At 45.7% G+C, this 12,768-nt stretch carries 16 protein-coding genes; 6 read left to right on the top strand and 10 right to left on the bottom strand.

Features of this window, described 5'->3' with window-relative positions; genetic code table 11:
• The 5 genes from C2740_RS03125 to C2740_RS03110 form a co-directional block, all read right to left on the bottom strand.
• Entirely contained in the window at nucleotides 1-564 is a 564-nt protein-coding gene (locus C2740_RS03125) for a disulfide bond formation protein B (protein WP_215293962.1), read from the bottom strand.
• Entirely contained in the window at nucleotides 561-713 is a 153-nt protein-coding gene (locus C2740_RS09375) for a DUF5993 family protein (protein WP_251369681.1), read from the bottom strand. The genes C2740_RS03125 and C2740_RS09375 overlap by 4 nt, the downstream gene beginning before the upstream one ends.
• Nucleotides 714-791: 78 nt before the next feature.
• Complete coding sequence (locus C2740_RS03120) at nucleotides 792-1,847, bottom strand: alpha/beta fold hydrolase (protein ID WP_215293961.1); 1,056 nt, start codon at nucleotides 1,845-1,847, stop codon at nucleotides 792-794.
• Between the two features lie 5 nt (nucleotides 1,848-1,852).
• Nucleotides 1,853-2,545 carry a fumarylacetoacetate hydrolase family protein gene (locus tag C2740_RS03115; RefSeq protein ID WP_215293960.1) on the bottom strand — a complete coding sequence of 231 codons (693 nt, stop codon included), beginning with the start codon at nucleotides 2,543-2,545 and terminating at the stop codon, nucleotides 1,853-1,855.
• A 34-nt stretch (nucleotides 2,546-2,579) separates the two neighbouring features.
• Complete coding sequence (locus C2740_RS03110; protein WP_215293959.1) at nucleotides 2,580-2,861, bottom strand: SemiSWEET transporter; 282 nt, start codon at nucleotides 2,859-2,861, stop codon at nucleotides 2,580-2,582.
• A gap of 104 nt (nucleotides 2,862-2,965) precedes the next feature.
• Between C2740_RS03110 and C2740_RS03105 the strand changes: the two genes are divergently transcribed.
• Nucleotides 2,966-3,964, top strand: a complete 999-nt coding sequence (locus C2740_RS03105; protein ID WP_215293958.1) for a tripartite tricarboxylate transporter substrate binding protein — start codon at nucleotides 2,966-2,968, stop codon at nucleotides 3,962-3,964.
• 57 nt (nucleotides 3,965-4,021) lie between these two features.
• On the opposite strand, the gene C2740_RS03100 is transcribed toward C2740_RS03105, so the two are convergent.
• The 4 genes from C2740_RS03100 to modA form a co-directional block, all read right to left on the bottom strand.
• The gene (locus C2740_RS03100; protein WP_215293957.1) at nucleotides 4,022-4,420 is read right to left on the bottom strand and encodes a cytochrome c5 family protein; all 399 of its coding nucleotides are present in this window, start codon (nucleotides 4,418-4,420) and stop codon (nucleotides 4,022-4,024) included.
• 82 nt (nucleotides 4,421-4,502) lie between these two features.
• Entirely contained in the window at nucleotides 4,503-6,416 is a 1,914-nt protein-coding gene (locus C2740_RS03095) for a ferrous iron transporter B (RefSeq protein ID WP_215293956.1), read from the bottom strand.
• Nucleotides 6,409-6,654 (bottom strand): FeoA family protein, encoded by a 246-nt coding sequence (locus C2740_RS03090; protein ID WP_215293955.1) that lies wholly within the window; start codon nucleotides 6,652-6,654, stop codon nucleotides 6,409-6,411. Before C2740_RS03090 ends, C2740_RS03095 begins: the two co-directional genes overlap by 8 nt.
• A gap of 158 nt (nucleotides 6,655-6,812) precedes the next feature.
• Complete coding sequence (modA, locus tag C2740_RS03085; RefSeq protein WP_251369680.1) at nucleotides 6,813-7,574, bottom strand: molybdate ABC transporter substrate-binding protein; 762 nt, start codon at nucleotides 7,572-7,574, stop codon at nucleotides 6,813-6,815.
• 100 nt (nucleotides 7,575-7,674) lie between these two features.
• Here modA and C2740_RS03080 point away from each other — a divergent pair, with 100 nt between their 5' ends.
• Nucleotides 7,675-8,499, top strand: a complete 825-nt coding sequence (locus C2740_RS03080; protein ID WP_215293954.1) for a substrate-binding domain-containing protein — start codon at nucleotides 7,675-7,677, stop codon at nucleotides 8,497-8,499.
• Between the two features lie 68 nt (nucleotides 8,500-8,567).
• Here C2740_RS03080 and C2740_RS03075 read toward each other — a convergent pair whose 3' ends face one another.
• Entirely contained in the window at nucleotides 8,568-9,149 is a 582-nt protein-coding gene (locus tag C2740_RS03075; RefSeq protein ID WP_251369679.1) for a hypothetical protein, read from the bottom strand.
• Between the two features lie 146 nt (nucleotides 9,150-9,295).
• Between C2740_RS03075 and C2740_RS03070 the strand changes: the two genes are divergently transcribed.
• The 4 genes from C2740_RS03070 to selD all read left to right on the top strand — a co-directional run bounded on the left by C2740_RS03070 (nucleotide 9,296) and on the right by selD (nucleotide 12,671).
• Nucleotides 9,296-9,742: a GNAT family N-acetyltransferase gene (locus C2740_RS03070; protein ID WP_215293953.1), complete on the top strand. Its 447-nt coding sequence runs from the start codon at nucleotides 9,296-9,298 to the stop codon at nucleotides 9,740-9,742.
• A gap of 16 nt (nucleotides 9,743-9,758) precedes the next feature.
• Nucleotides 9,759-10,193 (top strand): YbgC/FadM family acyl-CoA thioesterase, encoded by a 435-nt coding sequence (locus C2740_RS03065; protein WP_215293952.1) that lies wholly within the window; start codon nucleotides 9,759-9,761, stop codon nucleotides 10,191-10,193.
• A gap of 106 nt (nucleotides 10,194-10,299) precedes the next feature.
• A complete protein-coding gene (locus C2740_RS03060) occupies nucleotides 10,300-11,583 on the top strand; it encodes a DEAD/DEAH box helicase (protein ID WP_215294287.1) in 1,284 nt (427 codons plus the stop codon).
• Between the two features lie 26 nt (nucleotides 11,584-11,609).
• Nucleotides 11,610-12,671 (top strand): selenide, water dikinase SelD, encoded by a 1,062-nt coding sequence (gene selD, locus C2740_RS03055; protein ID WP_215293950.1) that lies wholly within the window; start codon nucleotides 11,610-11,612, stop codon nucleotides 12,669-12,671.
• The last annotated feature ends 97 nt before the right edge of the window (nucleotides 12,672-12,768 follow it).

Below are 12,768 nucleotides of genomic sequence, written 5' to 3'. Positions count from 1 at the left end.
TTAAAAACCAAATCGATTGCGCAACCAGAGCCAACCCTCATATCGCACTGGATCATCGGCGCAGGGGCCAACACCACACTCGAATAAGGTAGAGATCAAATTTCCTGCCACTAACAAGATAAAGATGATCACTAAGGCATTGGCAAACATCGAGCGAGAGCGAACATCGCGATTCGGCAACATCAATAAAATTGCAAAGCCCATTAAAAGGCCCATGTAACCTACAAAGGCCCAAGTATAAAAATGTAGCTCCAGAAAAGTAGCGCCAAAGCCTTTATCACCGGGCAAAACATGCAACAGCACTTGGCGTAATGAAACCATCATCCCCACTAGGCCGCCAATAATGCCCCAACCATAATGGGCAGCATGTGAACCACAGCGAATATTGAGAACCAAAGCAAAGCCAATGATCACAAATCCGATACGCTGCATTAAACAGAGTGGGCAAGGCAATTCACCGAAGTAGAGCTGATCAATAAAGGCGTACGACAGGACACCAACCACAGCGAGCAATGCTAGTTGATTACCAAGCGCAGCTAGGGAGGGAAAGGAAGTCTTACTCACAGACTGATATTGAGATGAGTAGTTGCATGGGAATGGAACCAGACAACTAATATGCCAACGGTGATGGCCAAGACAAATAAACCTGCAAGACGCCTCTCAAACCAGACCAAAAACAGTCCGATCAGCGCTGTCAGAAAAGGCAGGAACATATACATAGGAGAATTCTAGCGCAGGAGGCTCAAGATTGAACGAAATTAGCCTATTTTGAGCAAGGATTAAGGCGAATCTCAGTCCTTAGAGTTTAGAAACTCCACCACCGTCTTTACAAATAAATCTGGCACTTCGACGTGAGGTACATGACCCACACCATCTATAGGCACCAGTTTTGCGTTGGGTATTGCAGCTTGTGCTTTTTTGCCAAGCTCTGGGAAATTACCCAAAGACTTCACAGCCTCTGGTGGAGCAAAGCGACGACCAAAAACGGTCCTATCTTTTTGGCCAATTACCAACAACACTGGCATCTTTAATAGCGGCAAATCATTGACGACGGGTTTTTCTGCAATCATTTGATAAGTTAGGACAGAGGTCTTAGCGTACGCAGGATAGTCAGACCCTTTTTGCACGCGTACGTATACCTCTACAAACTTTTCATAACCCGGCTGCCAATTAGGAAAGTAGCTTTGCAAGAAACGACGATAGCTCGCTTCTGTTTGCGCCATTTCTAGCTTGAGCAGATCGTCATTTTTCTGCGGCGGGATATCTTTGCTGTAATCCTCAAGTCCCAAAGGGTTTTCAAGGACAAGTTTTTGCACAGCATTAGGATACAGGCGGGCAAAACGAACGCCAACCATACCGCCCATTGAATTTGCAATGACTGAAACCTGTTTAATATTTAAAGACTGCAATAAAGCTTTGGTATTGGCAGCTAAATCGTCGAAGTGATATGCCACATCTGGCTTAGAAGACTTACCAAAGCCAATTTGGTCTGGGGCAATCACGCGATATCCTGCTTGAGTTAAGCCACCTATCGTAAGAGCCCAATAATCGCTAGAGAAGTTCTTGCCATGAAACAGAAGTACTACGCCCTTTTGCTTACCAATGGCCGACACATCCATGTAAACCATACTGGCAGCTTGGCCCTGCAAACTAGTCTTGAATTCCTTAGTGGGATATGGATAAGGCCAATTGCTTAAACGCAAATCTAATGGAGCTGCGTTGCTATACAAGCTCACGGGAGCTGGAGTACTAACAATTGACTGCTCTGGGCTTGCACAACTAGCCAACAATAGTGCGGCAGTACAAACTACAGCAATGGTTCTAAGTAGCAGCTTCGTTGCAGACATATCAATTACAGAATTTTGGTTTTGAGATTAACTAAGCCCTCAACACTTCCCTCAAGTACATCACCCTTCTTCACTGGGCCAACGCCCGCAGGTGTACCAGAGAAGATGAGATCGCCTGACTCTAATGTAAACAAAGTTGAAAGATAGGCAATAGTGTCAGGCACATTCCAGATCAACTGGTTTAAGTCGCCTTCTTGACGTACTTCACCATTCACTAGAAGTTTGACAAGGCCTTTTGCTGGGTGACCGCACTGAGTTACCGGAGTTATTTCACCACAGGGAGCTGCTTGATCAAAAGCCTTGCCTGTATCCCAGGGACGCCCCATCTTCTTCGCTTCACCTTGTAAATCACGTCTGGTCATATCCAAACCGATGCCATAGCCATAAACATGATCAAGGGCTTTATCAGCGGGAATATTTGCTCCACCCTTACCGATAGCGACAACCATCTCAATTTCGTGATGCACGTCTTTTGATAAGTTTGGATAAGCCATATCTTTTCCATCGCTCACGATAGAGTTGGCCGGCTTCATGAAAAAGAATGGTGGTTCACGATCTGGATCATGACCCATCTCACGCGCATGATCTGCATAGTTACGGCCAACGCAGTAAATACGATTGACTGCAAAACGGCGAGTGTCGCCAGTCACTGGTAGAGAAATCACTGCTGGTGGATCAATCACAAATGCTGAATTCATAAAACCCTTTCAATGAAATGCGGAGGATGGGTGTCTATTTCTGATGTTTAGAAGTATGACGCAATTTGAGTAACAAGATACTTAAAGCAAAGGCAAAGGTCAAAGCATTCGCTAGTATCAGGGGCCACTTCTCAATAATGAGGCCGTAAATCAACCAGAGCCCTACTCCAGCAGTAAACAGGGAGTACATGCCCAAGGACACCCCCGATAAATCCCGGGTGCGCCAAGACTGCATTGCCTGGGTCAAAAAGGCGATCGTGGTTAAGAATGCAGCGCAATAACCAATGATCTCGATCTGGTGGGACTCAAGGTTCATTGGTCCATTGTAATTAGTGCAATCAACAATTCCTTGATCTAGCACAGGAATCTTAATTCTGGTGATAATACAAACTCGCATTTTCAATCCATACCAAAAAAAACATGAGACAACTAATCCAAAAATCCCTCTTTATTGCACTATGCGCAACTACTGCTTTGAGCAATGCCCATGCCCAAACCAATGCAACAATTAAGAACTATCCAGACAAACAAGTTCGCCTAGTGATTCCCTTTCCTCCTGGTGGCGCAACGGATGTCATTGGTCGCATCATGGCGCAAGAGCTATCCAAATCCTTAGGTCAGCAAGTGGTGCCTGATAACCGATCTGGGGACAGCGGCAATATTGGCGCAGACTTGGTTGCTAAATCACCGGCTGATGGCTACACACTTCTGATGGGCGCACTGACATCGCATGCCATCAATACTGACTTAAACAAAGATGGCATTAAATACAACTTAGAAAAAGATTTCACACCCGTAGGAGTGGTGGGTGTCGTACCTTTAGTGTTCGTGGTGAACCCTTCTGTTCCTGTAAAGAATATGAAGGAATTTATTGCTTATGCCAAAGCCAATCCTGGCAAACTCACTTTTGCCTCATCGGGTGCTGGAGCACCACAACGTTTGGCCATGGAAATGTTTCGTGCGCAACTGGGCTTAGATCTTTTGCATGTGCCATACAAAGGTAGCGGCCCCGCAATGACAGACCTGGTTGGCGGCCAAGTGCTCAGTATGTCTGAAACAGTCCCAGCGGCGTTGCAGTTTATTCAGGCTGGTCAATTAAGAGCATTAGCAGTGACTACTGCGAAACGCGTTAGCCAATTACCTGATGTACCCACTGTGACTGAGGCCACAGGCTTACCAAACTTTGATGTTGTGAGTATGTTCGGAATTTTGGCCCCAGCAGGAACGCCAAAGCCGATCATGGACAAACTCAATGCGGACATCAAAGTGATTTTGCAGCGCCCAGATGTACAAGAACGCATGCTGGCTGCTGGTGTCTACGTCAACTACCTTACGCCTGCTGAATCAGCGAAGCGTATTCAAAGAGAATTAAGCATGTGGGGCAAAGTGATTAAGGATGCCGGAATTAAGGCGGACTAAGTAATTGAGTTCAGCGCTAAGAAAGGTTCTTAGCGCTGAAAAGCTCATTGCAGCTTATTACCGCTTCTTATTGGCGCCCACTCTACGAGCTTCAACTTCTTTATTGATAGCAGCGATGGTTTGTGCATCGGGTGATTTCCAGTTGCCGCCGGAGTTATTCACCATGTAAACCAAGGCGTCAGAAAATCCCTCAATACTTAAATTTGGGTTACCGCCTTTTGGAGGCATAGCACGTACACCAAAGTATGCATGCGCAGTCAGAGTAACCTGTCCTTCAGCAATCAGCGGCGCCCACTTGGCTTTATCGCCAAACTTAGGCGCATTTAACACGCCAGTGCCATGACAGCTTACACAAACTTGTTTGTATGTGGCTTCACCAGACTGAGCAAAGGCTGCGCCAGAAAAGAAAAGGCCGAGAAAACTAAATAGGAGAAATGCGGCGGATTTATGACTCATAAAGATGCTCTCTTAAACAATCGAATGTATAACAATGTAGCCTAGATTGAGAAAAGCTGCTCTAGAGTCCTGCTGGTGAGGCTTAAGCCAAACCAAAAGCGCTGGCAATCCTATAGGTAATAAAGGAAGCCAAATAGGCTAAGCCAAATAAGTAACTTAGCATGATGATGGGAATCTTCCAGCCCCCCGTTTCCCGCTTCACTGCAGCAATGGTCGATAAACACTGTGGTGCAAATACAAACCAAGCCAATAATGAAAGTGCAGTAGCTAAAGACCACCCTGAGGAGATTAGTGGAATGAGCGCTTCTGCTGCATCGGCACTAGAGCTTGATAAGGCATAGACAGTAGCCAGGGAACTCACCACTACTTCACGCGCCGCCATACCTGGAACTAAAGCAATACTGATCTGCCAATTAAATCCAATGGGCGAGAATACATGCGCTAATGCCTGCCCTATCATGCCGGCAAAGCTATATTGAATGGGCGATCCTATCGCACCTTCAGGCGGAAGTGGAAAGCTGGATAGAGCCCATAGCGCAACCGTCATGATCAGAATAATGCCGCCCACGCGACGCATGAAAATCTCTGCGCGCTGCCATAAGCTAATAGCTAAATTACCCAGGCGTGGTAAGTGATAGCTAGGTAACTCCATCATCAGGGTATTCATCCGAAACTGCTCGCTGGTGAAGCGCTTCAGAATCCAAGCAACCCCCATTGCGCCCAAAATGCCTGCTAGATACAGTAAGAATAAAACTAAGCCCTGCAAATCAATGCTCGCCCAAAGCTTTCTCTCTGGAATAAAAGCAGAGATCAATAAGGCATACACAGGCAAACGGGCTGAGCAAGTCATCATTGGTGCAATTAAGATCGTTACCAAGCGATCACGGGAATTTGAAATACTTCTGGTCGCCATAATGCCGGGTATGGCACATGCAAAGCTCGATAGCAGAGGAATAAATGAGCGGCCAGAGAGTCCGACTGATCCCATCACCCGATCCAGCAAATAGGCAGCTCTGGGCAGATAGCCAAACTCCTCTAGCAAGAGGATAAAAAAGAAGAGGATCAAGATTTGGGGTAAGAAGATGACAACGCCACCCAGTCCAGCCAAAATACCGTTGATCAATAAACTGCGCACCCAATTGTCAGGCAATAGCTCAGTAATTTGAGCACCTAAGAACTCAATCACAGTCTTAATGATCTCCATCGGCAAAGTTGCCCAACTAAATACCGCCTGGAAAATGAAAAACAATAGGCCAAGCAAAATGAGCGGGCCAAAAAAGGGATGGAGCAAGATGCCATCCAAGCGATCGCTTAAGTGATCAGGCATGATTTGATCTAGCTTGAGGTTCTGTAGAATTTTCTGGACCTGAACATTGTCAGATTCTGTATGGGCAATATGAGAGGCGACATTTTCCAGGGTTGCATCACTCGTGCCCGTTTGTAACGCGCCCAAGTTACGCCAATCCAAATCCGATAAGAAATGTTTAAGATCATCAGCACCATTCGCCTGAATACCAATAGTAGTGACTACTGGCAACCCCAACTCACGCGAGAGTGCAGTGGTATTAATATGCAAGCCTTGACGTTTTGCGAGATCCAACATGTTCAGGACAACTACGCAGGGTAAACCCAAGCGCTTGGCAGCCAAGACTAAGCGCAGATTACGGCGCAAGTTTATGGCACTCAATACACAGACAACTAAATCGGGGCGCTTCTCGCCCTCTGCCCTACCTAATAAAACATTGCAGGTAACACGCTCATCTAATGATCTTGGATAAAGACTATATGCGCCAGGCAAATCCAGAATACGAATATTCTTACCGGACTCCAGTGCAAGACGCCCTTCTTTACGCTCTACCGTGACACCAGAATAGTTGGCCACTTTCTGACGGCTACCAGTCAGCAAATTGAATAGAGCAGTTTTACCGCAGTTGGGATTACCGAGCAATGCAACGACGGGTTCGTTGGAGAAAAAATGAACTTTAGATTCAGACATGCGCTACCGATTCAACTTCAATCATGCGTGCCTCAGATTGACGTAAAGCAAAAGTAGAGGCGCCCACGCGAACCATGTATGGCCCCTTACCAAGCAAGCCCTTGCGCAGGACGGTAACCTGCTCACCCGGCAAAAAGCCAATATCTTCCAGCTGCCCTTTAATTTGCGGGGCACCTTTGGGGACGTTTACCTCACTAACTCGGTAAAGATTGCCCAGTTCGACTTGGTCCAAATTCATTTAATAAGATTTTCTAGGTGAATTGTAAGGGAATTATATCCCCAAATGAGAATGAATATCATTCGTGGGGAACCCTCCTCCACCTGGCAATAATGAGCCAATGAGAGCCTTAGCAGCTTGATCCAACGCAAAAAGGATAAGGGTAAAAAAAGGGGGGATTAAGGTGTGCTGTAACCGTACTTCTGGAGAATCGATTTAGCCTGAGCACCTTGCATGAAGCGATAAAAACTCAGGGCCTCTTGGGGGGCGCCTTTCATTAAAACCATTCTTTGCTTAATTGGCTCATAGAGTTTGCTATCAACGAGCATGAAATTGGTCTCCTTAGAGACCTCCGCAGACTTGGCCAAAGAGATGGCGGTGAAACCTAAATCCGCGGCGCCTGTTACCACATACATCGTTGCAATACCAACATTGTCCGCATAGATCAATTTGTCTTTTGCAATATTCCAAAGCCCTTCTGCCTTCAGATACTCAATAGCGGCTTTTCCATAGGGGGCTAAGTCAGGCTTAGCAATGGCGATCTTATTGGCTTTGTTAATTGCCTTAATAAGCTCAGTCTTGCTGTCTGATAGCCGTATGCCAGCAGAATTTTTAGAGATGATTACCAATTGGCCAATAGCGTACACAACACCTTCATCAATCGACTTCCCTTGTCTATACAATTCAATCGGAAAATGTTCATCTGCAGAAATCAATAAGTTAAATGGTGCGCCATTCATAATCTGTGCCGTGAAGTTTCCAGAGGAGCCATATACGACGCGTACATCACGGTTGCCTTCAGACTTAAATGCTGTATTAATCTCGCCAAAAGCATCTTTCATATTGGCAGCAACTGCAACGATAGCCTGTTGAGCAAAAACACTCTGTGATACAAGCAAAAAGAGGGAGAAGATAAATGGGCGCAATGTGATTTCAGGCAAATAACTTAGCTTCAGTTTATATCAAGCCAAGTAGGCTTAAACTAAGCAATAAGTACCCAGAACAGACCTATTTAATATTAAAACAGCCTGAAAGTATTTAATGAGATTGATTTCCACTCGTTTGATTGTGATTGCTCTAGTTAATCTGAGCTTCTTCGCTTTCCCAGCCGCCTCCCAAGAGAAAAGCATTGTGGTTTCATCTACCACTTCCACCGAACAATCCGGGCTATTTGAATTCATTCTCCCAATCTTTCAGATGAAAACGGGGATTACAGTCAAAGTTGTTGCGGTAGGTACTGGTCAGGCTCTCGATATTGGGCGCCGCGGCGATGCCGATGTTGTGTTCGTGCACGATAAGCCGGCTGAAGAAAAGTTTATTGAGGAGGGCTACTCCACTAAAAGATATGAGGTGATGTACAACGACTTTGTGCTGATTGGACCTAAGTCAGACCCCGCAAAAGTCGGTGGTGGCAAAGATATCCAAGCAGCCTTACAGAAAATCTCTATTGCGCAAGCTCCTTTTATCTCTCGTGGCGACAAGAGTGGCACACATGCTGCAGAACTGCGCTACTGGAAAGGTGCTGGCATTACTGTGGCGCCTGGCACCTCTTGGTATAAAGAAACTGGCTCTGGTATGGGCCCCGCTCTGAACACCGCTTCTGCTATGAATGGCTACATCCTGGCAGACAGAGCTACCTGGCTGAGCTTCAAGAATCGCGGTGATTTAGCAATCCTCGTGCAAGGTGACCCCAAACTTTTCAACCAATATGGCGTAATGCTTGTGAATCCAACGAAGTTTCCTCACGTGAAAAAAGCTGAGGGGCAAGCATTTATTGATTGGCTCATCTCCAAGAACGGTCAAGATGTGATTGCAAGTTACCAAATTGGTGGTGAGCAACTCTTCTTCCCGAACGCCAAGAAGTAGCGATCAAAGAAAAAGCCCGCAGATGCGGGCTTTCTACTAGCTTCTGGCGCCTAGCCAGAGATGCTTGATTACTTCTTAGGTGTTACGAAGCCAATGGCTGTATCGTCAACAAATTCAACCATGACGTCGTCACCAGCTTTGAATTTCTCAAGACCCAAAACAGCTGGGTCAACCTTAACCTTTTGCTTCTCACCACTTGGAAGTGTAAAAGTAACGATACGGGTTTTTGCATCGATTGTTGAAATCTTTACAGTTGCATAAATGGTATCGGTAGTTTCTTCAAATGGCTTAGCAGAGCCCTTGCCTGCTACTGTTACAGAGCGAACACCAGAAACACCTGGCTTAGCATCTTTAGTAACAGCTGTTAAGCCAACAGCAATCGCTTGTGCATGCTCAACTACAAAAACATCACCTTTTTTAACTTTATCCAAATCATTGATTGATTTAGCAACGTTCATTTGCGCTAAATTACCATTTGCATCTTTGAGCACAACAATGCGCTTCTTTACATCAACAGAATCAACGGTAGCAGTAAGAACAATGACTTCAGCCGCTAATGGCAGCATTTTTGCAGGCGCCTGAGCGAAAGAAGAGCCTGCAAAAGCAAGTCCAACTGCGGCGAATAAACCAGCAAGTAAAGATTTTTTCAAAATAACTCCTAGGCAAGTAAGTAGGTGGGATTGAGTCCGAATTAGAGCTCCAAATCATTGTAACCACGACATATGTAGTTTCCTGAGCTTATTTGGTAAATTAAGCCAATAACCCTACTAAAACTTACTATTAATTAGCAAACCCGTTGAATACCTTAGAAATTTTTATCAAACCTTGGCAGGAGGCATCCCAAGATGCTTACCTCATACGCAGGCAAGTATTCATCGAGGAACAAGGGGTTCCATTGGATATGGAGCTTGATGAATTTGACCCTCTTGCTAAACATGCTCTAGCCTATCAAGGCCCTTTGTGTGTAGGCACTGGGCGTTTAGTCATGGTGGATAGCAATCACGCACAAATTGGGCGTATGGCCGTCTTAAGCGCTTTCCGCAATCAGGGTATTGGCAAAGCAATATTGATCAATTTCATTGGCCAAGCCAAAGCAGAAGAAATTTCTGTTTTGACACTACATGCTCAGGTATCTGCAATTCCTTTTTATGCAAAGCTCGGATTTCTCCCAGAAGGAGCCATCTATGACGAAGCAGGGATTGCCCATCGTAATATGATGCTCTCATTAGTAAATACTATTTAATAACCATTCACTGTTTATGACCACTGCTCACTCCCAATTTCCATACATCCATCGTGTGTGCTACTCCGATACCGATGCTGCTGGCTTTGTTTACCACGGCCGCTACCTTGAAATCTTTGAGCGCAGTCGTGCAGAATGGTTGGCGCAGCGTGACCTGACCCCAACAAAACTCATCAATGAATTTGGGATCCTGCTTCCCGTCCGAGAACTCTCCATGCATTTCTACAAGCCAGGTCGCTTAGATGATCTTTTATATATTGATCAAGTGATTGAACATCGTGGCCGTACACAGGTTGTCGTAAAACAAAATGCACAAAGAAAAATTCAGGGTAACGATACTAAAGAGATGCAAGTCATCGCGAGCGCTACTTTGCATATTGTTTGCGTAGACACTAGCACTCTGAAGCCTAAAGCCTTACCTGATTGGCTCTTTTTGGCTAATGAGGCCTGATGCTTTAAAATAGAGGCTCTTACTGCAAACGCTTTAGCGTGGCAGCTCACCCCATTGACCGGGATAGTCTTTTAATTGAATACGGGTCAATACTTTATTGGCCCTTATGTTATTTACAGACCTCGGTTTATCCGAACCCATTCTTCGCGCTATTGCAGAAGAAGGCTACACCAGCCCCACACCGATTCAAGCGAAGTCGATTCCGGCAGTACTGAAAGGCGGGGATCTTTTAGCCGCCGCACAAACAGGTACCGGTAAAACCGCTGGTTTCACACTCCCGATTTTGCAGCGCCTTAGCAGTTCAAAGGCCAATTCTGGCAAACGCCTCTTACGTGTACTCATTCTGACTCCCACTCGCGAGTTAGCAGCCCAAGTTCAAGAGTCGGTTGTCACGTATGGCAAATACACTGGCTTGAAGTCCACTGTCATCTTTGGTGGTGTCGGTGCCAACCCGCAAATTAAAGCAATTGCTAGCGGCTTAGATATTTTGGTTGCCACACCGGGCCGCTTACTCGATTTGATGTCACAAAAATGCGTCTCACTCAATGATATTGAAATTCTGGTTCTAGATGAAGCTGATCGCATGCTCGATATGGGCTTCTTGCGAGATATCAAAAAGATCCTAGCTGCTCTGCCTAAGCAACGCCAGAATCTTCTATTCTCGGCCACTTTCTCCGCTGAAATTAAAGCACTCGCAGATGGCTTATTAAACTCACCCGCCCTGATTGAAGTTGCGCGTAGCAATAGCACGAATGAAGCCATTGCACAGTTGATTCATCCGGTTGATAGAACCAAGAAGCACCCCCTGTTAGCACACTTGATTAAAACGAATGACTGGAAACAGGTCCTCGTTTTTACTCGCACTAAGCATGGCGCTAACAAACTTGTCACTCAACTAGAAAAAGATGGTATTACTAGCATGGCTATTCATGGCAACAAGAGTCAATCCGCTAGAACAAAAGCATTGGCAGATTTCAAGGCTGGTAAGTTAACCGCTTTAGTTGCCACGGATATTGCTGCTCGCGGCATTGATATCGACCAACTACCTCACGTAGTGAACTATGACTTGCCTAACGTTTCTGAAGATTATGTACATCGCATTGGACGAACCGGACGTGCAGGATCAAATGGTGTTGCAGTTTCTTTGGTTTGCGTTGATGAACACCAAATGCTCAGAGATATCGAAAAACTCATCAAACAAAAACTGCCGCAAGAAGTCATTGCCGGTTTTGAGCCAGATCCCAACGCCGTTGCTCAACCCATTCAGTTGCGCAGCCAACAACATCAGCAATCTAGAAAGCCCAAGGCTGCAGGCTCAAGCAATACCGGTGGGGCTAGCAAAGCTCCAGCTAAGCGCTCGAGCCCGCCCAAAAGAAGCTTTAATAGATAAATCCGCCTCAGATATAAAATATTTTCATGACTCAAGATACGACAGCCACCGAACCCCGCCTCACCTCCCTATCTCATGGTGGTGGTTGCGGTTGCAAAATTGCGCCTGGCGTTCTTTCTGAAATTCTCAAGCAAGTTCCACAACTGCCCTTCCCAAAAGAGTTGCTGATTGGCATTGAGACCTCAGATGATGCTGCTGTTTATCAAATTAGTGAGTCGCAAGCAATTGTTGCAACGACTGATTTCTTCATGCCGATTGTGGATGATCCATTTGACTTCGGAAAAATTGCCGCCACCAATGCCATCAGCGATATCTACGCAATGGGTGCTACACCCCTATTTGCACTTGCCTTGGTAGGCATGCCAATCCAAGTTTTATCCAATAAGACGATCGCCCGAATTTTGGAAGGCGGGGCTGAAGCCTGCCGTAGTGCTGGCATTCCTATTGCCGGCGGTCATACGATAGATTCAGTTGAACCAATTTATGGTTTGGTTGCGATTGGCATCGTTGATCCAAAACACGTGAAAAGTAATGCGAGCGCAAAACCTGGCGACGTCTTAATATTGGGTAAGCCACTGGGCGTAGGCATTTTGTCCGCAGCATTGAAAAAAGATTTACTAGGGCCTGATGGCTATCGCGAAATGATTTCTAACACCACCAAGCTCAATATCGCAGGCCCTGATTTGGCAAAGCTTGCAGGTGTTCATGCACTAACGGATGTCACTGGCTTTGGATTGGCTGGTCATATGCTCGAACTAGCCCGGGGCTCCAATTGCACGGCTCATATTGACTGGAGTCAAGTACCCCTGCTTTCTAATGTGCAGGCCCTAGCTGATGATGGAATTATTACTGGGGCTTCCAATCGAAATTGGCAAAGCTATGGATCTGATGTAAGGCTTCCTAAAGACTTCACTCCAGCGCAACTTGCTTTATTAACTGACCCCCAAACGAGTGGTGGTCTGCTGGTTTCTTGTAGCCCAGATTGCGTTAAGGAAGTTTTAGATATCTTTAATCAACACCATTTTTTAGGTGCTCGGGTTATTGGTCAAATGAGTAAGCGGCAAGACAAACTTTTAGTAGTGTCCTGAAGAAAAATAGATTAATCCAGTAGGTCCATACCTTTCAGCATGAAGCTGTTTGAATTGCTAATCTATAAAAAAAGAAGCCTAGTTTTTTAGACTAGGC

Origin of the sequence: Polynucleobacter sp. MG-5-Ahmo-C2, assembly GCF_018687735.1 — a bacterium.
Lineage (GTDB): Bacteria > Pseudomonadota > Gammaproteobacteria > Burkholderiales > Burkholderiaceae > Polynucleobacter.
Note: the sequence above shows the minus strand (reverse complement) of the source record. Positions and strands in the feature narration are given on the sequence as shown.

Excerpts from the sequence above, each read along its gene's own strand:
- C2740_RS03120 (WP_215293961.1), bottom strand. The coding sequence starts at position 1,847 with ATGTCTGCAACGAAGCTGCTACTTAGAACCATTGCTGTAGTTTGTACT.
- C2740_RS03105 (WP_215293958.1), top strand. The coding sequence starts at position 2,966 with ATGAGACAACTAATCCAAAAATCCCTCTTTATTGCACTATGCGCAACT.
- C2740_RS03110 (WP_215293959.1), bottom strand. The coding sequence starts at position 2,861 with ATGAACCTTGAGTCCCACCAGATCGAGATCATTGGTTATTGCGCTGCA.
- C2740_RS03100 (WP_215293957.1), bottom strand. The coding sequence starts at position 4,420 with ATGAGTCATAAATCCGCCGCATTTCTCCTATTTAGTTTTCTCGGCCTT.
- C2740_RS09375 (WP_251369681.1), bottom strand. The coding sequence starts at position 713 with ATGTTCCTGCCTTTTCTGACAGCGCTGATCGGACTGTTTTTGGTCTGG.
- C2740_RS03065 (WP_215293952.1), top strand. The coding sequence starts at position 9,759 with ATGACCACTGCTCACTCCCAATTTCCATACATCCATCGTGTGTGCTAC.
- C2740_RS03060 (WP_215294287.1), top strand. The coding sequence starts at position 10,300 with ATGTTATTTACAGACCTCGGTTTATCCGAACCCATTCTTCGCGCTATT.
- selD (WP_215293950.1), top strand. The coding sequence starts at position 11,610 with ATGACTCAAGATACGACAGCCACCGAACCCCGCCTCACCTCCCTATCT.
- C2740_RS03080 (WP_215293954.1), top strand. The coding sequence starts at position 7,675 with ATGAGATTGATTTCCACTCGTTTGATTGTGATTGCTCTAGTTAATCTG.
- C2740_RS03095 (WP_215293956.1), bottom strand. The coding sequence starts at position 6,416 with ATGTCTGAATCTAAAGTTCATTTTTTCTCCAACGAACCCGTCGTTGCA.
- C2740_RS03115 (WP_215293960.1), bottom strand. The coding sequence starts at position 2,545 with ATGAATTCAGCATTTGTGATTGATCCACCAGCAGTGATTTCTCTACCA.
- C2740_RS03090 (WP_215293955.1), bottom strand. The coding sequence starts at position 6,654 with ATGAATTTGGACCAAGTCGAACTGGGCAATCTTTACCGAGTTAGTGAG.